Annotated in this window: 16 protein-coding genes; 7 read left to right on the forward strand and 9 right to left on the reverse strand. The window is 68.6% G+C overall.

Going from position 1 to position 20,714, the window contains the following annotated elements; all coding sequences use genetic code 11:
• The first annotated feature begins 106 nt into the window (after positions 1-106).
• Together VEC57_06490 and VEC57_06495 are read left to right on the forward strand one after the other, a co-directional pair.
• Complete coding sequence (locus VEC57_06490; GenBank protein ID HYB98768.1) at positions 107-1,351, forward strand: cyclopropane-fatty-acyl-phospholipid synthase family protein; 1,245 nt, start codon at positions 107-109, stop codon at positions 1,349-1,351.
• A gap of 53 nt (positions 1,352-1,404) precedes the next feature.
• Positions 1,405-2,559, forward strand: coding sequence for an NAD(P)/FAD-dependent oxidoreductase (locus VEC57_06495; GenBank protein HYB98769.1), 1,155 nt, complete (start codon positions 1,405-1,407; stop codon positions 2,557-2,559).
• 10 nt (positions 2,560-2,569) lie between these two features.
• On the opposite strand, the gene VEC57_06500 is transcribed toward VEC57_06495, so the two are convergent.
• A complete protein-coding gene (locus VEC57_06500) occupies positions 2,570-3,448 on the reverse strand; it encodes a sulfite exporter TauE/SafE family protein (protein ID HYB98770.1) in 879 nt (292 codons plus the stop codon).
• Positions 3,449-3,630: 182 nt separating this feature from the next.
• On the opposite strand from VEC57_06500, the gene VEC57_06505 reads away from it, so the two are divergent.
• Positions 3,631-6,087: a CocE/NonD family hydrolase gene (locus VEC57_06505; GenBank protein ID HYB98771.1), complete on the forward strand. Its 2,457-nt coding sequence runs from the start codon at positions 3,631-3,633 to the stop codon at positions 6,085-6,087.
• Positions 6,088-6,115: 28 nt separating this feature from the next.
• On the opposite strand, the gene VEC57_06510 is transcribed toward VEC57_06505, so the two are convergent.
• Entirely contained in the window at positions 6,116-8,155 is a 2,040-nt protein-coding gene (locus tag VEC57_06510) for a cytochrome c/FTR1 family iron permease (GenBank protein HYB98772.1), read from the reverse strand.
• Positions 8,156-8,269: 114 nt separating this feature from the next.
• Between VEC57_06510 and VEC57_06515 the strand changes: the two genes are divergently transcribed.
• The gene (locus VEC57_06515) at positions 8,270-9,040 is read left to right on the forward strand and encodes an enoyl-CoA hydratase (GenBank protein ID HYB98773.1); all 771 of its coding nucleotides are present in this window, start codon (positions 8,270-8,272) and stop codon (positions 9,038-9,040) included.
• 3 nt (positions 9,041-9,043) lie between these two features.
• On the opposite strand, the gene VEC57_06520 is transcribed toward VEC57_06515, so the two are convergent.
• Positions 9,044-10,138, reverse strand: coding sequence for an alcohol dehydrogenase catalytic domain-containing protein (locus VEC57_06520; protein HYB98774.1), 1,095 nt, complete (start codon positions 10,136-10,138; stop codon positions 9,044-9,046).
• A 115-nt stretch (positions 10,139-10,253) separates the two neighbouring features.
• On the opposite strand from VEC57_06520, the gene VEC57_06525 reads away from it, so the two are divergent.
• The gene (locus tag VEC57_06525) at positions 10,254-11,000 is read left to right on the forward strand and encodes a VOC family protein (protein HYB98775.1); all 747 of its coding nucleotides are present in this window, start codon (positions 10,254-10,256) and stop codon (positions 10,998-11,000) included.
• A gap of 3 nt (positions 11,001-11,003) precedes the next feature.
• On the opposite strand, the gene acnA is transcribed toward VEC57_06525, so the two are convergent.
• The 6 genes from acnA to VEC57_06555 all read right to left on the reverse strand — a co-directional run bounded on the left by acnA (position 11,004) and on the right by VEC57_06555 (position 18,085).
• The gene (gene acnA / locus VEC57_06530; GenBank protein HYB98776.1) at positions 11,004-13,994 is read right to left on the reverse strand and encodes an aconitate hydratase AcnA; all 2,991 of its coding nucleotides are present in this window, start codon (positions 13,992-13,994) and stop codon (positions 11,004-11,006) included.
• Positions 13,921-14,421 carry a hypothetical protein gene (locus VEC57_06535; GenBank protein ID HYB98777.1) on the reverse strand — a complete coding sequence of 167 codons (501 nt, stop codon included), beginning with the start codon at positions 14,419-14,421 and terminating at the stop codon, positions 13,921-13,923. The genes acnA and VEC57_06535 overlap by 74 nt, the downstream gene beginning before the upstream one ends.
• 32 nt (positions 14,422-14,453) lie before the next feature.
• Positions 14,454-15,455: an SDR family oxidoreductase gene (locus VEC57_06540; GenBank protein HYB98778.1), complete on the reverse strand. Its 1,002-nt coding sequence runs from the start codon at positions 15,453-15,455 to the stop codon at positions 14,454-14,456.
• Between the two features lie 102 nt (positions 15,456-15,557).
• Positions 15,558-16,427 carry a TraR/DksA C4-type zinc finger protein gene (locus tag VEC57_06545; GenBank protein ID HYB98779.1) on the reverse strand — a complete coding sequence of 290 codons (870 nt, stop codon included), beginning with the start codon at positions 16,425-16,427 and terminating at the stop codon, positions 15,558-15,560.
• A 5-nt stretch (positions 16,428-16,432) separates the two neighbouring features.
• Positions 16,433-16,966 carry a CBS domain-containing protein gene (locus VEC57_06550; GenBank protein HYB98780.1) on the reverse strand — a complete coding sequence of 178 codons (534 nt, stop codon included), beginning with the start codon at positions 16,964-16,966 and terminating at the stop codon, positions 16,433-16,435.
• Positions 16,967-17,287: 321 nt separating this feature from the next.
• Positions 17,288-18,085, reverse strand: coding sequence for an SDR family oxidoreductase (locus VEC57_06555; GenBank protein HYB98781.1), 798 nt, complete (start codon positions 18,083-18,085; stop codon positions 17,288-17,290).
• A gap of 141 nt (positions 18,086-18,226) precedes the next feature.
• Here VEC57_06555 and VEC57_06560 point away from each other — a divergent pair, with 141 nt between their 5' ends.
• The gene (locus VEC57_06560) at positions 18,227-19,303 is read left to right on the forward strand and encodes a D-Ala-D-Ala carboxypeptidase family metallohydrolase (GenBank protein HYB98782.1); all 1,077 of its coding nucleotides are present in this window, start codon (positions 18,227-18,229) and stop codon (positions 19,301-19,303) included.
• Between the two features lie 486 nt (positions 19,304-19,789).
• On the forward strand, positions 19,790-20,647 hold the full coding sequence (locus VEC57_06565; GenBank protein HYB98783.1) for an LLM class F420-dependent oxidoreductase: 858 nt from the start codon (positions 19,790-19,792) through the stop codon (positions 20,645-20,647).
• The last annotated feature ends 67 nt before the right edge of the window (positions 20,648-20,714 follow it).

Below are 20,714 nucleotides of genomic sequence, written 5' to 3' on the forward strand. Positions count from 1 at the left end.
CTTGCTACGATCCCTGAGGACGCGCCTTCTCGCTGTCGAGCCGGCCCTCGTTCGAGTGCCACGCTCGTTCGACGCCGCGCGGCCGAACCACGACCGGAGGCCGCCCATGAACGTAGGCACCGAGCGTTCGATTTCCCGCCCCGCCTCGATGGAGGCCCTTCGCGCCAACACGATCGACCGCACGATGCTCCGTACCCTGGCCAGGGCGCTGGGCGATGCGCCGATCCGCCTGGAGCTGTGGGATGGAAGCAGGGCGCTGGCCGCCGGCGCGGCGGCGACCTACCGTGTGCTCATTCGCACACGCGCGGCGCTGGCGGGCCTGCTGACCGACCCGCAGCTTCAGTTCGGCGAGCATTACACGGCCGGCGACATCGAGGTCGAAGGCGGCAGCCTCGCCGATGCCATGACGGCCGTCTATGCGGGCGTCGGAGAGCCGCGCGGCCTGCGCGTCCTTCTCGACTCCGTTTGCAGCCGGCTGAGCCGCATCTCGCCGGTGCGCGCTCGGGGCAACGTCCATCACCACTACGACATCGGCAACGATTTCTACCGCCTGTGGCTCGACGAACGCATGGTCTACACGTGCGCCTATTTCCCCACGCCCGATGCCACGCTCGAGCAGGCGCAACTGGCCAAGCTCGACCACGTCTGCCGCAAGCTGCGCCTGCGGCCGGGCGAGGAGGTGATCGAGGCAGGCTGCGGCTGGGGCGCGCTGGCGCTGCACATGGCGCAGAAGTACGGCGTGCGGGTGCGTGCCTTCAACGTCTCGCGCACGCAGATCGCTTACGCGCGCGAGCAGGCGCACCGCTTCGGACTCTCCGGCCGCGTCCAGTTCATCGAGGATGATTACCGCAGCGCCACCGGAACCTGCGACGCCTTCGTCTCGGTGGGAATGCTCGAGCACGTCGGGCTGCGCCAGTACCGCGAGCTCGGCTCGGTCATCCGGCGCCTGCTGTCCGCGAACGGGCGCGGCTTCATCCACTCCATCGGCCGCTACCGTCCGATGCCGACCAATGCCTGGATCCGCCGCCGCATCTTTCCGGACGGCTACACCCCGGCGCCGAGCGAGATGAGCGCGATCTTCGAGCCCAACGGCCTGGCGATCCTCGACATGGAAAACCTGCGCCGGCACTACGCGCTGACGCTCGAGCACTGGACGGCTCGCTACGAGCAGGCCGTGCCGGTCGTGCGGCGGATGTTCGACGAGAAGTTCGTCCGCACCTGGCGCCTGTATCTTGCCGGCAGCACCGCCGCCTTTCGCACCGGCTCGATGCACCTGTACCAGATCCTGTTCGATCGCTCGGGCAGCGACTCGACGCCGTGGACGCGCGACGACATCTACGCGCCAGGCTGACGCCGGCGGCGCAGGAGAAGCCGTACTCACCACGAGCCCATGGAGATGCGCGAATGAGCCTGGCTGCAACCGCCTCCTGCGACGTGCTCATCGTCGGCGGCGGACCCGCCGGCTCCACCTGCGCGCGCGAGCTGGCGCGGTCCGGCTTCGACGTCGTCATCGCCGACAAGGCGGCCTTTCCGCGCGACAAGACCTGCGCGGGCTGGGTCACGCCTGCCGTCGTTGACGAGCTGGGAATCGACCTGGAGGAATACGGCAGCGGAAGAACGCTTCAGCCGCTCCACGGATTCCTCGTGGCCAGGATGGGCGATGCGGCGCACGTCCACCGCTACGACACGCCGGTCAGCTACGGCATCCGGCGCTGCGAGTTCGATCACTATCTGCTCACCCGCAGCGGCGCGCGCGTTCTTGCCGGCTGCCGCATCGATCGCATCGAGCGCGGCGCGGATGGCTGGTGGCGCGCAGGCGGCGTTCGCGCGCGCGTGCTCGTGGGCGCCGGCGGCCACTTCTGCCCGGTGGCGCGCCAGATCGCCGGCGCCGGCGATGCGGCCGTGGTCGCGGCGCAGGAGGTCGAATACGCGCTGGACGCCGAGGAGACACGCCTGTGTCCGATCGATGCCCGGGTTCCCGAGCTGTACTTCACGCGCGACCTGACCGGCTATGGTTGGGTCTTCCGCAAGCGCGACTTCCTCAACGTCGGCCTGGGCGTGCGCGCCGGCAGCGAGGGCCCCGCGCTCTCGGCTCGCATCGGCGAGTTCCTGTCGTTTCTGGTTCGCAGCGGCCGCCTCCTGCGCGAGCCTGCCGCGCGGATGAAGGGCCACGCCTACGTGCTTCGGCCCGATGGCGGGCGCCGCGTGTTCGGCAACGGCTACGTGCTCGTCGGCGATGCGGCGGCGCTGGCCTACGACCGTAGCGGCGAAGGAATCCGTCCGGCGGTCGAATCCGGCATCGTGGCCGCCAGCGTCGTTGCCGGTGCGCTCCGACGCGGACGCGCCGACGCGAGCGACCTCGCACCGTATGCCGAAGCGCTGGACAGGCGCTTCGGCGCTCGCCGCCGATCGATGATGGACTCGCAGCGGCTGCTTCCGCGCGGTCTGCAGCGCTCGCTCGCCGCCGCTCTCGTCGGCACGCGCTGGTTCTCCCGCCGCGTGCTCCTGGAGCGCTGGTTCCTGCACATGCACGAGCCCGCGCTGTCGGCGTCAACGTAGAGGATCTCTGCTACAGCCGGCGCCCGCCTGCCTGCCACGCCGATCGCAGCATGGCGATGGCGGTGTAGACGACCACGCCGACCACCAGCCACTGCACCGCCTGCAGCGGCAGCGACTTGACGATCAGCCCCGCGACCAGCACTCCCGGCACGCCGCCGAGGGTCAGTCCGAGTGCAGCGCGCAGATCGTAACGGCCTTCGCGCACGAAGCTCAGCGACGCCGCCGGCATCAGGAAAGCGCACGAGCCCATCATGATCGGAAACGCGGTGCGCGCATTCATCCCGAGCAGCGTGACCAGGATCATGCACGGTGCGTACAGCCCGATGCCGAGCGTCATGAGGGCGCCGAGCATGAAGTTGCCCGCCATGCCCGCGACGAGCGCCGCGCCGCGCAGCCCCAGCGCATCGCCTCCGGCGGGCGCTGCTCCGGTCTGCCGTACGACGATGATCGCCGCCGCCACCAGCAGCAGCACGCCCATGCCGATCTGAATGCGCCGGCGCGGCCAGCGCGCAACCATTCCCGCGCCCAGCCAGGCGCCGAGGACCGAAGCCCCGATCATCGAGATCAGCGTCAGCGCGTCGACCTCGACGACCGCGATGAAGAGGAACGCTTCGGCAAAGGTAGGCACGGCATGGCCGATGTTGAGCGTGCCCGGGATCCTGGCGTCGTCGACCAGACGGGCGAGCTTGTACATCGAGGTCGTGACCGCGAAGGAGCCGATGCCGAGCGTGTCCAGGAAGTCGGTGACGAATCCGATGCCGAGGTGGACCGGCCGCGGCCTCGCCGCCTTCCATGCGACGTCCCGCCGGCGCTCGACCACGAGCCACGCCGCGCAGAACGCAACGGCCAGCGCCGCCAGCGCCACGAACAGAACCACCGTCGCGCTCACCGCTCCCATCTAGCGGATGGGCCGCCGCAGCGCTCGCGCCTCGCCGCCTGCACGCCCCCCGCAGGGCACAAAGCGCGCAGGACCTCGTGCGCCTCGACCGACTGCCATTGCTGTCAGTACCCAGGCAGTGCAGACCTGATCATGATCCGCGGCGTGCCACGCGCCGCGCGCTGGGAGAGCACATGAAAAACCTGGCTCCTTGGCTCGCCGTTGCGGCGCTGGCAGCGCCGTCGTTCGTCCATGCCGACATCACCAGCGTCCTTGGCGGCTCGGTACCCTGCACGGTCCAGACTGGCGGCAATGCCGGCGAGCGCCACTGCTCGGGCATCTTCACGACGTTCGACGGCGCTCCCATCGACGTCAACGTCGGTTTTCCGCCCGCGCCCGCCGCGGGCGTCGACGGCGACTATCCGGTCGTCGGCATCTTCCATGGCTGGGGCGGCGCCAAGATTTCGCTGACCAGCTCCTCGGCGCAGCAGTGGCTCGACAAGGGCTACGCGGTCTTCTCGATGAGCGACCGCGGCTGGGGCAGCTCGTGCGGCGGCCTGGATCCGAAGCGCCTGCAGCCGGGCGTGTGCGACAACGGCTACAACCACTTGATGGACACGCGCTACGAAGTGCGCGACGCGCAGGAAGCGTTCGAGGCGCTGGCCGATCAGGCCGCCACCGGAGCCGCGGCCGGCGAAGGCCTCATCCATCCGCAGAAGATCGCCGCCACCGGCGGCTCCTACGGCGGCGGCATCTCGATGGCGCTCGGTGCGCTGCGCAACCGCAAGATGATGGGCGCGCACGAAGGCTCGCCCAACCTCGACGGCTACCTGGTTCCGTGGGTCAGCGACGGCGGCAAGGCCATGTCGATGGCGGCGGTGCAGCCCGACATTCCCTGGACCGACATGCCCTACTCGCTGCAGCCCAACGGCCACACTCTCGACTACGTGGCCGACGCGCCCTACGACAGGCGCGGCCGCGGCGGCATCCTCAAGCAGTCCTTCGTCGCCGGCCTCTACGCGCTCGGGCAGGCCACCAGCAACTACGCGCCGCCGGGCACCGATCCGGACGCGAACCTGCCGACGTGGTTCGCCGTGGGAAATGCCGGCGAGCCCTACGACGACAATCCGGTCGCGCTCGACATCGTCGACGAGCTCTCGCGCCATCACTCGAGCTACTACATCGATGATTCGGTGCCGCCGGCGCCCATGCTGATCTCCAACGGCTTCACTGACGACATCTTCCCCGTCGACGAGGCGCTGCGCTTCTACAACCGCACGCGCACGCGCCATCCCGGATCGCCGATCGCATTGTTCTTCAGCGACCACGGCCATCAGCGCGCGCAGAACAAGGCGCCCGAAGCCGCCTACCGCAACGCGCTCCAGCATGCGTGGTTCGACTACTACGTGCGCGGCATCGGCGCCGAGCCGTATCAGGGCGTGCACACGTTCACGCAGGTCTGCGGCGGCCCCTCGGCCGGTCCGTACCAGGCGGCGACGTGGGAGGAGCTGGCGGCGGGCGAGGTGCGCATCGAAAGCGCCGCGCAGCAGATCATCGCCACCGTCGTCGCGACCGATGCGCAAGTCGGTCGGGCCTTCGATCCCATCAGCGGCTCGGGCGCCTGTGCCACCGCCAGCGCAGCGGATCAGGCAGGCGCGGCGACGTATCGCAGCGCTCCCATGCCGGCCGGCGGCGTCACGCTGATGGGATCGCCGACCATCATCGCCGACATCCTGTCGCCGGGCCCCACGTCGCAGATCGCCGCGCGCCTTCTCGACGTCGATCCGGCAACCGGCCAGCAGACGCTGGTGGCACGCGGGCTCTACCGGCCCGAGGTCGGCACGACTGCGTCGTGCCAGGTCTTCCAGCTGCATCCCAACGGCTACGCGTTCAAGGAAGGGCACATCATCAAGCTCGAGCTGCTGCCGGCCGACCAGCCCTACGGCCGCAACTCCAACGGCCAGGCGCCGATCGCCATCACGAACCTGCGCCTGCAGCTGCCCGTGGTCGACTCGCCCGACGGAACGCTGGTGCACGCGCGCTCGCCCAAGGTCCTGCCGCCCGGCTACGAGCTGGCCGCCGACGTCACGGTCGGAGTCGATGATACGTGCGTGGGCGCCGTGACCACCACGACCGAAGCGCCGGCGACGACCACGACGGTGACGACTTCGACCGAGGAGCCGACCACCACGACCACCGTCACGACGACGACCACGACGCTCCCCGACTTCGGCCTCTCGCTGAGCAGCGTCAAGGCGCAGGCCGAGAAGAGCGAAGGCGCGGGCAACGGCCGCGCCGACGTCAAGGGCGCGATGAGCGTGCCGCCCAACTTCAGCGCGCCGCCGCCGTTCACGGTGCGCGTCGAGGACGCGCTGGCGCTCGACGTCTCGCACACGTTCGAGAGCTGCACGACGAAGGCGAGCGGCAAGATCACGTGCCGCGACGAAGACGGCGAAGAAGACAACCGCGCCAGCTTCAAGCCCAAGGGCGACGGCGCAATGGCGTTCAAGATCTCGCTGCGCGGACAGTCGATCTCCGGGCCCTTTGCCGGGCCGGCGATGGTGACGCTGGTGCATGACAGCGCGGTCGTGCGAAGCGGCACCGCCGGCGACTGCCAGTCCGACGATACGCGCCTGATCTGCAAGCAGTAGCGCGCGAGGGAGGATGGGCCGGCGCGGCTCAGGCGCCGGTCTCGGTCTTTCCGACGCTGGCCACCGCGCGCACTTCGTCGTCGGGCGTGCGCATCCGCAGCACGACGGCGGCGACGGCCGCAGCGGCAAGGAGCAGCCCCTGCGCGAGCAGGCCCTCGAGCGTCGGATGCACGCCGAGCGATTCGATGCGCACGAACGGCACCGGCGTCAGGCCGATATAGCCCGCTTCCTGCAGCGCGGCGATGCCCTTGCCCGCCAGCATCACCGAAAGCGCGTAGAGCAGCACCGAGCTGACCGTGAAGAACCGGCCCATCGGCAGCTTCAGGCCAAACCGCAGGCCGCCGACGCACAGCACGAGCAGAGCGGCCATTCCTGCGCCGGTGCCGGCGAAGATGGCGCTGCCCGCGCCCTCTCCGGCCTGGCTCCACAACGCCTGGTAGAAGAGGATCGTCTCGAACACCTCGCGATAGACGGCGACGAAGGAGATGAACGCCAGCGTCCACAGGTTGCCGCGCGAGAGCGCGGTGTGGATGCGCTGTCGCAGGTAGGCCTGCCAGCGATCCGCCGCCGACTTCGCGATCAGCCAATAGCTCACATAGAACAGGATGGCCGAAGCCGTCAGCGCCGCCACGCCTTCGATGATCTCGCGCTCGGCGCCGCTGAGCTCGATGAGCGAGCGCGCCGCCAGCCAGGTCGCCACGCCGGCCGCCAGCGCTGCGATCCATCCGGCGTGCACGTAGCGCAGGGCCTCGCGCCGCCCCGCACGAATCAGCAGCGAGCACAGCGCCAGCACCAGCAGAACGGCCTCGAAGCCTTCGCGCGCCACGATCGCGAACGCGCCGGCAAAGGCCGCGCCGGCGCCGAGATCGGTGCTGAGCGCCTCTTCGGTCTCGGCCAGCGCCTGCGTGATGGCGTCGTAGGCGGCCTGCCGGTCCTGCGGCGTGCCCTTGGTCAGCGCCTGCGAATAATCGAGGAAGTTCTGCTCCACGCGCAGGCGCAGCGTCTCGTCGACGGCTGTCAGCGCCGGCTCCACCGGCTCGAAGCCGTCCAGATACGCCGACACCGCCAGCTCCTGCGCCAGCGCGGCGTTGCCGTTGCCGAGCGCCTCCCACGACTCGTTCATGCGCCGGCGCGCCAGCTCCAGGCTGTGCGAGCGCGCGCGCAGGGCCTCGGGGTGAGTCCGCGCATAGGCGACGATGGCCGTGCCGTCCTCGGTGCCGCCCGACAGGTCGTTGGCCGAGCGCTCGATGAGCGCACCGAGCCCGCGCACCCGCTCGACGAGCAGCGATGGATCCTTGGTGACCAGGGCCATGCCGCGCTCGACTTCCTCGGGCGTGAACGCCAGCGATGCCACGTACAGCGTCAGGTCGTAGCGCTGCGCGTCGTCGTAGGCTTCGGCGTGCGAGGCCATGGCGGTGTCGGGGATTCCGTAGGTGATCGTGCTGAAGATCGTCGCCGGGCGCAGCGTGAGCATGCGCTCGCGGTCGGTGAGATCGGCCGGCTTCGGCTCCAGGTGGGAGGCGAAGAGACCGTCGCCGCGGCCGCTGGCGCCGTGACACGGCGTGCATGCCTGGGCGAAGAGGCGCGCACCGTTCTCGAGCGAAGGCAGCCGCGGCGGAAGCGCCGAGACGGCAAAGCGCTGTCGTACCGACGCACTCAGCGCCGATGCCAGCTCGGCCACGCGCTCGGGCGGCGCCTTGTCGTCGATGGCCTTGCTCAGTTCCTCGGCCGCCTGCTGCAGCGGATCGGCGGCCGGGATGCCGAGCTCACGCAGACGCGGAGCGAGCTGGCCGCCGAACGTCTGCATCTCGCCGTACTCGAGATCGCTGATGATCCTGCCGTCCTGGATGGCGCCCGAATAGTCGATGCCGATGTAGTCGATCATCAGCACGGTGCGCCGCGCGGTGTCGGCCTGCTCGGCGGCGGCGGCGGCGGCGACCGCCGCTGCCTCGGCGTTGCCGGCGCGGTTCGCTGATGCTGCCGGAATGGCCGCGAGCGCGGCGCCGCAGGTTGCCAGCGAGGCGAGCACGGCCAGCGAACATCCGACGAAATTGAATCTGAAATTCATCTAGCTCGGAACTATGCCCTCGCAGTGGGAGTGTCAACGAAACCAGGGGGCTAACCGGCCGCCCTCGCCTCGCCGCCGATCCTCGGCTAGCACGCCCTCATGCGTTACCGCTGCATGCGCGTCTCGATCGAAGACAACGTCGCCACCGTCACGCTCGACCGGCCCGACGCGGCCAATGCCATCAACCTCGATCTGGCCCGCGAGCTCGCCGAGGTCGCCATTGCCTGCGACCACGATGCCAGCGTGCGCGCGGTTCTGCTGACCGGCGCAGGTCCCATGTTCTGCGCAGGCGGCGACGTGAAGGCGTTCGCCAGCGCGGCCGACATGCCCGCGCTGCTCAAGGAGATGACCACGTATCTGCACGCGGGCATTTCGCGGCTGGCACGGATGAACGCGCCGGTGGTCGTCGCGGTCAACGGCACGGCAGCCGGAGGTGGCATGAGCCTGGCGTGCGCGGGCGACTTCGTGCTGGCGGCGGACAGCGCAAAGTTCACGATGGCCTACACGCGCATCGGTCTGGCGCCCGACGGCAGCTCCTCCTATTTCCTTCCGCGCCGCGTCGGCATCGCGCGCGCTCGCGAGCTGATGATCCTGAGCCCGGTGCTCACCGCGGCGCAGGCGCTGGAGTGGGGCCTGATCGATCGCGTCGTGCCCGCCGCCGAGCTGCAGAACGAGGCACGCAAGCTCGCGCTCGATCTCGCCCAGGGCCCGACGCGCGCCTACGGCGAGGTGAAGCGCCTGCTGCTCGCGACTTTCGACAACGGGCTGGAGACGCAGATGGAGCTCGAATCGCGAGCGATCGCGGCCATGGGAGGCACGGCCGACGGCGCCGAAGGCGTGCGCGCGTTCGTCGAGAAGCGGCCACCTCGCTTCAGCGGAAGCTGAAGCTCAGAAGCGCAGGCAGGAATGGATCGACGCGGGGCCGTCGGTGCGGCCGGCCAGCGTCAGGATCGCCTCTTCGGTTTTCTCCAGCGGGAAGTCGTGCGTGTGCATCCTGGCCAGCGGCACGCGGCCGGATTCGATGAGCCGGATCGCGCTGCGATACGCGTCGCTGGTCACGCCGAGCACGCCGCGGATGCTGATCTCCTTGACCACGATCAGATCGCTGACGAAGTCGGGCACGCTCCTGAAGCCCTTCACGCCGGCCAGCACGACGCGGCCGCCGGGCGCGACGTAATGCAGCGACTCCGCCACCGGCTCGCACGCATTGGCCGAGACTTCGACGACGACGTCCGCTCCACGCCCGTCGGTCAGCTCCTTGACGCGCACGCGAACGTCTTCGGTTTCCACGTCGATGGTCGCGTCGGCGCCGAACTCGCGCGCAAGAGCGAGCTTGGGAGCGTCGCGCGTCAGCCCGGTGACGATGATCCTGTCGGCACCGGCGGCGCGGCAGGCGATGACGCTGGCCAGGCCGCGCTGCCCCGGCCCCAGGATCAGCACGGTGTCGCCGGGGCCGACGCCGCCTGCCTCGACCGCCCAGCGAAAGCCCGCGCCCAGCGGATTGAACATCACCGCCGTCTCCACGGGCACGCTTGTATCGATCTTGTGGAGGATCGAGTTGGGATCCAGGTACATGTAGTCGGCGTAGCCGCCCCACAGGCCCGGCGCATGCGAAAGCGGGACATACGCGTATCCGAACATCGTCCCGCGTCCGCGGCAGAGCTGGTAGTTGCCGCTGCGGCAGTCGCGGCAGTGCGCGCACGGTATCAGCGTCTCCACCGCCACCCGGTCGCCCACGTCCACTCCCCAGCGCCGCGCGGCGCGGTCGCCGATGCGCTCGATGACGCCGAGCGGCTCGTGCCCGGGAATGAGCGGGAAGCGCACCGGCAGCAGCCCGTCGTACTGCTCGACGTCGCTGCCGCAGATGCCGCATGCCTCCAGGCGAAGGATGGCCGAGTCGGCGTCGATGTCGGGCACGGGCAGGTCGCGCATCTCGAGCTGTCGCGGTCCGGTCTGAACGATGGCGCGTGTCTTGTGGATCATGGATAACCCCGGCAATGGGAAGGCCGCGTGCGGCTATCGCGCCGAGCGCGTCTCGGCGAGGCCCATGCGATGCCGAGTCTAGGCCGCGTGTCGTGAACTCGAAAGGAGCAGTGCCATGAGCCTTCGCCTACGCCAGGTAGCCCTGGTTGCCAGGGATCTCGAGCCGACGCTCGAGACGCTGCAGGCCGTGCTGGGGATCGAGGTTTCCTTCCGCGATCCCGGCGTTGCCGTATTTTCGCTGGTCAACGGCGTGATGCCGATCGGCGATACGTTCCTGGAGGTCGTCTCGCCCACGCACGAATCGGCCTCGGCGGCGCGCTACCTGCAGCGGCGCGGCGGCGATGGCGGCTACATGGTCATCTTCCAGTGCGAGGACGTCGCCGCCGAGCGCGAGCGTCTCGGTGCCCTCGGCGTTCGCGTCGTCTGGGAGGCCGCGCTCGAAGACGCGCAGACCGTGCACCTGGACCCGCGCGCGGTAGGCGGCGCGATCGTCTCGATCGATGCGATGCAGCCGTACGATTCGTGGCGCTGGGCGGGCCCGGGCTGGCAAGACAGCGTCCGCACCGAGCGCGTGCGCGCGATTCGGGGCGTGACCATCCAGGCTCTCGAGCCGCAGGCGGTGGCCGAACGCTGGAGCGAGGTGCTCGGGTACGAGCTCGACTTCGCGCGCCGGCGCATGACGCTGTCCGACGGCAGCTTCGTCGAGTTCGTTCGCGCCGAAGACGGGCGCGGCGACGGCGTGTCGGCGGTGCACGTGGCCGTCAACGACCGGCAGGCGATCGTGGAGGAAGCGGCGCGCCGCAACCTCCCGGCCGGCGCCGATGCCGTCGAGATCTGCGGAACGCGCTTCGTGCTCGCCTGAGCGCTAGAGGGTCCTGCCCTTCTCCTGCAGCTTCTTGCGAATCACCGTCGGCAGGATCCCGCCGTTGCGGTAGTACTCGATCTCGATCTTCGTATCGATGCGGCATCGCACGCTGAACTGCTGCTCGTGTCCGTTGCGGCGCGCGCGCACCTTGACCGGGCCACGCGGCACGATGGGATCGGGCAGCTCGATGTCGATGACTTCGGTGCCGTCCAGGCCCAGCGAGTCCGCCGACTGCCCAGCCTCGAACTGCAGCGGCAGCACGCCCATGAACACGAGGTTGCTGCGGTGGATGCGCTCGAAGGACTGCGCGATCACCGCGCGCACGCCGAGAAGGAACGGCCCCTTGGCCGCCCAGTCCCGGCTCGATCCCATGCCGTAGTCCTTGCCGGCCAGCACGACCAGCGGCGTGCCCTGCTGCTTGTAGCTCATGGCCGCGTCGTAGATGAACGTGATCGGCGCGGTCCACGGCTCCTCGTCGGCGCCGATCCTGGTGAAGTCGCGCGTCCAGCCGCCCTCGCGGTATTTGGCCACCGTGATGGCGGCGCCCGGGTTCTCGATCGCCAGCCGGTTTCGCACGCGCACGTTCGCGAACGTGCCGCGCGTCATGACGCGATCATTCCCCCGCCGGCTTCCATACGAGTTGAAGTCCGACTTCTTGACGCCGAGCGAGAGCAGATACTGTCCCGCGGCGCTGTTCTCGGCGATGTTGCCGGCGGGCGAGATGTGATCGGTGGTGACGGAGTCGCCGAAGTAGCACAGCACGCGCGCGCCATGCACCGGCTGCACGCCAGGCGTTTCCACCGTCATGCTCTCGAAGAACGGCGGGTTCTGGATGTAGGTGGACTTCTCGTCCCACGGATACAGCTCGCTGCGGCTGACGGGCACGGCCTGCCAGGTCTCGTCGCCGCTGAAGACGTCGGCGTAGCGGGACTTGAACTGCTCGGGCGTGACGTTGGCGTCGCGCGCGGAGGCGACCTCTTCCTGGGTCGGCCAGATGTCGCGCAGGTAGACGTCCTGCCCATCGATGCCGCGGCCGATGGGCTCGGAGGCAAAGTCGACGTCGACGGTGCCGGTCAGCGCGTAGGTGACCACCAGCGGCGGGCTGGCCAGATAGTTGGCGCGCACGGACGGATGCACGCGCCCTTCGAAGTTGCGATTGCCCGACAGGACGCTGGCCGCCACCAGGTTGCCGCGCCGGATCGCCTCGTCGATCTCGGGCGGTAGCGGTCCGGAATTGCCGATGCACGTCGTGCACCCGTAGCCGACGGTGTGGAAGCCGAGCGCTTCCAGGTCGTCGGTCACGCCGGCGCGGTCGAGATATTCGGTCACCACCTTGGAGCCGGGCGCCAGGCTGGTCTTGACCCACGGCTTGCGCTTCAGGCCCTTCTCGTTGGCCTTCTTCGCCACCAGGCCGGCCGCGAGCATGACGTCGGGGTTGCTCGTGTTGGTGCAGCTGGTGATGGCGGCGATGACCACGCTGCCATCCGCCAATGTCACTTCGGTCTGTCCGTCGGGTGGATGCGCGGCCTCCGAGAGCTGGACGCGCACGCCCTCGACGCTCTCGCTGCCTTGCGCGGCCTCTTCGGGATTGACCTGCGCGCCGCTGGTCTGGCCGCCTTCGCCGACGAACGTGTTGAGGTTGACGCTCTCGCCGGCGGCCTTCTTCGCGAACGTGTCGACCAGATCCTTGCGCCACTGCGCCTTCATCGCCGAGAGCAGGATGCGGTCCTGCGGTCGCTTGGGGCCCGCCAGCGAAGGCTGCACCGTGGACAGGTCGAGCTCGACGACGGAGGGGAAGCGCGGCTCGGGCATCTGCGGCGTCCAGAACAGCGAGTTCTCCTTGCAGTACGCCTCGGCCAGCGCCACGGTCTGCTCGTCGCGTCCGGTGAAGCGCAGGTAGTCGAGCGTGCGCTGGTCGATCGGAAAGAAACCCATCGTCGCGCCGTATTCGGGCGCCATGTTGGCGATGGTGGCGCGGTCGGGAATCGACAGCCCCGCCACGCCCGGCCCGCAGAACTCCACGAACTTCTCGACGACGCCGAGCGCGCGCAGCATCTCGGTCACCGTCAGCACCAGATCGGTGGCGGTGGTTCCCTCCGACAGCTTGCCGGTCAGGCGGAAGCCGACCACTTCGGGCGTCAGCATGTAAACGGGCTGGCCGAGCATGACCGCCTCGGCCTCGATGCCGCCCACGCCCCAGCCCACCACGCCGAGACCGTTGATCATCGTGGTGTGCGAGTCGGTCCCGACCAGCGAATCCGGGTACGCGATCGACGGCTCTTCGGCCTTGACGGGCGCCGGATCGACGGCGGTCGCCGTCTTGGGAGGAAGGCGGCCGGCGCTCAGCAGAACGCACTTGGCCAGGTACTCCAGGTTGACCTGATGCACGATGCCGGTGGCGGGCGGCACCACGCGGAAGTTGGACAGCGACTGCTGGCCCCACTTCAGGAAGCGGTAGCGCTCGCTGTTGCGCTCGAACTCGAGCTTGGCGTTGTAGAGGAACGCCTGCCTGGTGCCGAACTCGTCGACCTGGACGCTGTGGTCGATGACCAGGTCGCAGGGCACCGGCGGATTGATCTCGCTCGGATCGCCGCCCAGGCGCTTCATCGCATCCCGCATCGCGGCGAGGTCGACGACGCACGGCACGCCGGTGAAGTCCTGCAGCACCACGCGCCCCGGCATGAACGGGAGCTCGCGGGCGCGCAGGTTCTCGATGTCGTAGCCGGCAAGGGCGCGGACGTCGTCCTCGGTGATGACGAAGCCGTCGAGGTTGCGCAGCAGCGACTCCAGCAGGACGCGGATCGAGAACGGCAGCGTGGAAACGCCGCGTCCGATCCCGCGTTCGTCGAGTGCCGTCAGTCGATAATAGGTGTGTTCCCTGCCGCCGACGCTCAGGGTTGCACACGCGCCAAAAGGATCAGGACCGTGGTGGCTCAGTGGAGGCTCCTTTCGTGCTGGTCCATATTCCAGCCGCCAGATACATCGCGGCAATGACGACGTGAATCAAATGATCGTGCAGCCCGAGCTCGAGATTGCCGGGCAGCACGCGCAGCAGGAGCGAGTCGCCGCCGTGATGGATGTCGGCGAAGGAATGCTCGCCGGCGCCGCCGAGCGCAAAACCGGCAAGGGCGAGGCCGCCATAGACGACCGCGAACACGAAACAGAACAGCCTGGCGCCCGAGATCGTTCCGTACAGGCCGAAATAGAGCGAGGTGGCGCCCGAGACCAGGTGGATGAGGTTGTGCGTCATGCTGAGGTGTGCGCCCAGGAACCCGGGCTGCACGAACCCCAGCACCGTGATGAGCAGGAACACGACGCCGCCAATGATGGCGATCATGTGCGCGAGCGTGCGGGTGTTGACGCCGGCGTCTGCGGAAACGGGATCGATGGTCTGGATGGGTTGAGTTTCGTGTCGCATGTCATGTACCTGCCTTTGCCGCGAGCCTTGGCTCAGCCGGCCGTTGTCTCGCCACCGAGCAGCGTGAGGACCTCTCCGGTGATGTAGCTGGAGTCGACGGCGGAGCTCAGGAAGACGAACGCCGGCGCGATCTCCTCGGGCTGCGCCGGCCGTTTCATCGGCACGTCCTGGCCGAAATGCGCAACCTGCTTGGCGTCCTTGTCGGACGGATTCAGCGGCGTCCAGACCGGCCCCGGCGCAACGCAATTTACGCGAATGCCCTTCTCGATGAGGTTCTGCGCCAGCGACTTCGTGAAGGCGTGGATCGCGCCTTTGGTCGAGGAGTAGTCGAGCAGCTTCTTGCTTCCTTCCAAACCGGTGATCGAGCCGCAATTGACGATGGCGCTGCCGCGGCGAAGATACGGGATCGCCGCGCGCGCCATGTAGAAGTAGCCGTAGATGTTGGTCTTGAACGTGCGGTCCCACTGCTCGTCGGTGATGTGCTCGAGCGTGGGCTGGTTCTGCTGGTAGGCGGCGTTGTTGACCAGGATGTCGAGCTTGCCCAGCTCCTGCACCGTGCGCTCGACGGCTTCCTTGCAGAACGCAGGATCGGAAACGTCGCCGGGAATCAGCACCGCGCGCCGCCCTTCGGCCTGCACGGCCTGACGCGTCTCCTCGGCGTCGACCTGCTCGGGCGAGCCCTGCCCGTCGCTGCCGCCCATGGCCTCGGCGGAGGCGTAGACGATCGCGACGTCGGCGCCTTCGCGCGCGAACAGCACGGCCACCGATCGCCCGATGCCCGAGTCGCCGCCGGTGATCAGGGCGACCTTGTCCTGCAGCTTCCCCGAGCCTCGGTAGTGCGGCGCGTGATAACGCGGCCGCGGCTCGAGCCGCGCCTCGACGCCCGGCTTGTCCTGGTGCTGCTCGGGAAACGGCGGCATCGGCTCCTTCTGCGGAGCCGGATCGCGTACCTGTCCTGCGTCGGATGGAGACTCTCCAGCACGCATGCCGCGATGCTCATCGCGCCGCGCCGACTGGTTCTGAGGTGTGGCCATCGTCATCTCCTCCTGAGGCATGCGGACGGGACGAGAAGCGCCCTCGCCCGTCGATGCGGTCAGAGGTTCGACGGCATCATGCTGAAAATATTGTCGACAGCGTCACCGTTCGGGCACCGGCCGCGTAGGAGGGACGAACGTGAGTCCCTCTTCCTCGACCTCCAGGATGTCCTCGGAGATGTCGCTTTCGAAGTCTTCCTTGTCGATGGTGCCGTCCGGGATCTGGTGCGGCCGGCGTCGGCGCGACGTCGTCGGGCCCGGCTCGCCGGCGAACTCGGTAATGAGGAGCCGATCGATCACCTCGTAGCCCACCTCGTCTTCGACGATGCGTCTGGCGATCTGCGGCATCGATTCGTTGGGCACCTCGCCCGCCAGGATGACGACCCCGTCGCGGCAGAGGATGCGCACGTCGTCGAGCTCGTCACCGACCTCGTTGCGGAATGCCTCGCGAATCGTCTGCGCGACCTCGACATCGTCGAGCGCCGCCAGCTCCGGCGGCAGCGGAGCGCCCGCGACGTGATCGTCGGTTTCGGCGGCGACTTCGGGAACGTCCTGCGGATGATCCTGCGAGCGGTCCTGCGGGTGCCCCTGCGGCGGCTGCTGGCTTCGAACCTCGTTGGCTGCCGCGCAGTCGGCGCAATACGGCGTCGACGGCTGCGCGCGAAGTCGCTCGACGGCGATCGGCTGTCGGCAGTCCAGACACATCCCGTAGGTGCCGCGGCTCATGCGCTCGAGCGCACCGTCGACCTGACGCAGCTGCGAGTACTGCTGCTCGCTCAGGCGCGTGCGGACGTCGGCCGCATGTTCCTCCTGCGCCAGCTCCTCCCATTCGATCTCGCGCTCGGCCTCGATCGAATTCAGCTCCAGCTCGCCGCTGCCGTGCTCGACGAACAGGTCGTGCCGCGCCTGCAGAAGCTCTTCCTCCAGCTCTTCGAGGGTGATGCGGTCGAGCTCGGGATGCTCAGAAGTCATGGCTCCTACTCCACCGGCCTTTGCTGCGCCGTGCGCGCCTGGGCCGTGCTTGCCGCTATCGTTGCGGCGGCAAGGCCGCCGTGATGCGGGCGCGAGACGGCCGCGATGGCCTCGACGACTTCCTCGGGCCGCAGCTCGCCCGCTTGATGTCCACCGCCGAGCTGGCGCTCCGCGGCGCGCGTGATGTCGGCCAGCGAGATGATGCCCTGCAGGTGCCCGTTGTCGTCGACCACCGGCAGCCGCCGCACCTGACAGGCGCGGATGGCCCGCTCGGCCTCGCTGACGGTGTCGTCGGGGCCGCAGCACTGCACCTCGCGCGTCATGGTGTCGGAGATGATGAGGTCGCTGGGCTTGGAATCGCGCGACCAGCACGCGATGCAGATGTCGCGATCGGTGATGGCGCCGACGACGCGGCCGCTGCGGTCCACCACGGGCACGATGCCGCAATCGCAGTCCCACATGATGCGCACCGCCGCGCTCAGCGGCTCCTCGGGCAGACAAGCTCGGACGTCGGTCGTCATGATGTCGCGAACTTTCATCGTGGACGCACCTCCATTGTGGCTGTGGCGTTGGCCGTCGGTCAGCAATCGCCTGACCAGGAAGGCAGGGAAGACCGTGACGGTCGCGAGATTTCGCACAATGCCGATCAGATCGTCGTTCATGCAGCCTGTACCATGGAGGCTACAACGCCGAGACGCGTCAGCAACACGAACGACCGCTCTGGCGGGGCCTTTCTCCCGACCTTTTTGTTGCTGCATCCGAGCAATGGCGGAGGTGCGCACATGCCCGCCAGCCGTTGGGACGCACGCGCCCGCACCATCGGGTGAACCTGCCGCGACAGGATGAGGCGTTGCGCCGCTTCAGGGCGCTCCGCTCATGTACTGCCGCGCGACCAGCCCCGCAACGTTGCGAACGAGCCAGCGCGGGTACAGGCGCCCCAGCTGCACGAGCAGCTCGTAGGTCCATCCGCTGACGCGAATCACTTCGCCCTTCATGCAGGCGTCGAAGGCTTCGCGCGCAACCGCCGCGGGATCGAGCAGCAGAAAAGATGGAACGAGGTTGGGGGTCCCGAGCGAATGCGCCGCGTTCCTGACGAGGTCGGTGTCGACGAAGCCCGGACAGTTGGCGGTCACGGTCACGCCGGAGCCGGCGAGCTCCTGCGAAAGGCCTTCGGTGAGCGAGAGGACGAAGGCCTTGGTCGCACCGTATGCGCTGAGCATCGGCGTGGGCTGGAATGCCGCTATCGAGGCGATGTTGAGGATGCGGCCGGCGCCGCGCGCGACCATGTCCGGAAGGAATGCCCGGATCAGCTCCGTCAGCGCGACCACGTTCAGCTGCACCATCATGGAGAGGTCCGCGCGGTCGGCCTCGACGAACGGCCGCGGCACGGCTATGCCGGCATTGTTGACGAGGACGTCGACCGGATGCTCGAGCGCCGCCGCCTGCTCGTGGACGAATGCGGCTGCCCCGGGTGATGCGAGGTCCGCGCAGAGGATGTCGACCCTGCGCCCGAACCGCGACCGCACCTCATCGGCAACCGACTCGAGCCGGGCTCGCGTTCGCGCGACCACGATGAGGTCGTATCCATTCTCGCCGAACACGAGCGCGAGCTCGCGTCCGATCCCGGCGGATGCTCCTGTGATCAATGCAGTGCTCATGTTCGACACCCAGACGCGGGCCTACGCCGTTCCGCGCAATCGACGAGGGACGAGCGACTGCCCCGCATGATGGTGGAGGTACGTGATTTTATACACAGTGGCGCGCGCAAAACGCTTGTTCCGATGCTATTAGACATGTCCATGAGCAAGGGGGACCGGGGGATTCTGGCGGCTCTGTTCGCCATCACGCTTCTTACCAGCTGTTCGTCGGGCCACTCCGCTCGGCGGTCGGATCCGATCTGCGATGCCTCTCCCATGTGCACCGCGGCGACCGCGGCAGCCGAGGCATCGGCGGCCGACGTCGCGGCGAACGATGCCTACGAGGCGCCTCGCGTGGTGACGCAGTCCGACAAGACGCGCGCCAAGTTCGCCCTGCGCATCGCGGGCGTCGAATCGCCCTACCGCATCATGTCGGCCTTCGTTCTGCCCGGCCAGACCCTGGCCGTGGAGACGGCCGACGCCGACGCCAAATCCAGCTTCGCCGCCAACGCCAGCGCCGGCTCGCTGGCCCGCACCGGCCCTCATTCCTGGCACTGGACGGCGCCTTCGCGTCCGGGCTCGCACCGCATCCGCGTCACCGACAAGACGGCGGGGGAATCGGTCGAGGTGCGAGCTTTTGTGCTGCAGCCGTATGCGGGCGAGGACAGCATGGGCAGCTATCGGATCGGCCGCTACGAGCGCGAGCCGCTCAAGGGCAACCCGGCCTACCTCCCGCCGCGCGGCTTCGTGCAGGTGACGGCCGAGAACGTGGACGCCCAGGTGTCGCCGCACTTCAAGCTCGGCCAGTTCCTGTGCAAGCAGCAGGGCCCCTTTCCGAAGTACCTGGCCCTGCAGACGGCGCTGCTCGTCAAGCTCGAGCGCCTGCTCGAGGAGATGGAGCGCAAGGGCATCAAGGCGGACACGCTGCACGTGATGAGCGGCTACCGCACGCCTCACTACAACTCGACCATCGGCAACGAGACCAGCTACAGCCGCCACGCCTACGGCGATGCCGCCGACGTCTTCGTGGACAACGACGGCGACGGCAACATGGACGACATCAACCGCGACGGCCGCATCGACAACGCCGACGCGAAGATCCTCTACGAGCTGGTCGAGACGGTGCTCGAGCCGGGCTCTCCCTCGCACATGCATGGCGGCCTGGCCGTCTACAAGGCCAACGCCGCGCATGGGCCGTTCGTGCATGTCGATACCCGCGGCAGCAAGGCCCGCTGGTAGATCATCTCGGACACGCGCGGAACGGCCTGGCTGCTTCGTTGGGTGCCGGATCGCTCGCTCCGCCGTACAGGAAGTACGCCTGCGCTCGCTCTACCGGCACCCGCCTCGCATCCAGACCGTTGCGCGCGGTCCGTTGGGGCGTTGATCAGGGGTGGTGGATCGACGGGTGGCGTCGGCTGCCCTTCGGGGTCGCCGCCGTGGCGTCCCGGCTGATCCATCCGCATCTACTTTTCGCAACGGGTCCCTCCATCAGCGGCTCCGCTCCACATGACGATGTAGTAGACAGTCGCGAAGCGACCTGTGCCTTTCCTTTTCGCGCGGTCTGAAGCACCCCTGCGCGACGTCGCGTCGGACCGCGCGCAGCGGGGCACGGCGGAGGAGCGAGCGGAGGCGGGCTGGAGGCCCGCTGAGCATCGCGCCCCGACGTCCAACGCAGCGGATGCCTCCGCGCGTGTCCGCCACCTGAGACGAAAGGAGCTAGCTCTGATGAAGTACGGTCTGATGTTCGTCAACGCCGGGCCCTTCGCCCACCCCGACACCTTCGCCCACCTCGTCACCACGGCCGAGGCCGTCGGCATCGAGTCGCTGTGGACGGTCGAACATGTGCTCGTGCCGCGCGGTTACGAGTCGACGTATCCGTACTCGCCCGACGGCAGGATGCCGGCGCCCGAGGATGCGCCGATTCCCGACCCGTTCATTTCGCTGGCCTACGCGGCGGCGCTGACGAAGAAGATCAGGCTGGCAACGGGCGTGCTCATCCTGCCACAGCGGCATCCGGCGTACGTCGCCAAGGAGGCCGCTTCCATCGACGTGCTGTCGGGCGGGCGCATGATTCTCGGCATCGGCGTCGGCTGGCTGGAAGAAGAGTTCAACGCGCTCGGCATTCCGTTCGAGGACCGCGCCAGCCGCACGCGCGAATCGGTGGACGCGATGCGCAGCCTGTGGTCGCCCGGCGCTTCGAGCTTCAGCGGCAAGTACTTCTCGTGGAAGAACGTGGAGTCGAACCCGAAGCCGGTGCAGAAGGACGGCATCCCCATCGTCATCGGCGGGCATACCGATTTGGCCGCCAAGCGCGCGGCGCGCTACGGCAACGGCTTCTTCCCCGGCCGCGGCGGCGAGAAGGGACTGACGCATCTGCTCGGCGTCATGCGCAGCGAGTGCGAGCGCGTCGGCCGCGACGCCGACGCCATCGAAGTGACGGCGGCGATGCTCTCTCCCGATGCCGACTTCGTCAAACGACAGGAAGACCTCGGCGTGCAGCGTCTGATCCTTGCCCCGCCCGCCTTCGACAAGGAAGGGCTGACGCAGGGGCTGGAGGCTTTCGCGAACGCGTTCCTGCGCTGACCGCCGATCGCCGCCGTCGGTCTTCGCCGGAATTGGAACGCGACGCCGCGCAGGTGCTCCGCTCTCA

The sequence above is a fragment of the Candidatus Limnocylindrales bacterium genome (genome assembly GCA_035626395.1).
Lineage (GTDB): Bacteria > Desulfobacterota > Binatia > UBA1149 > CAITLU01 > DASPNH01.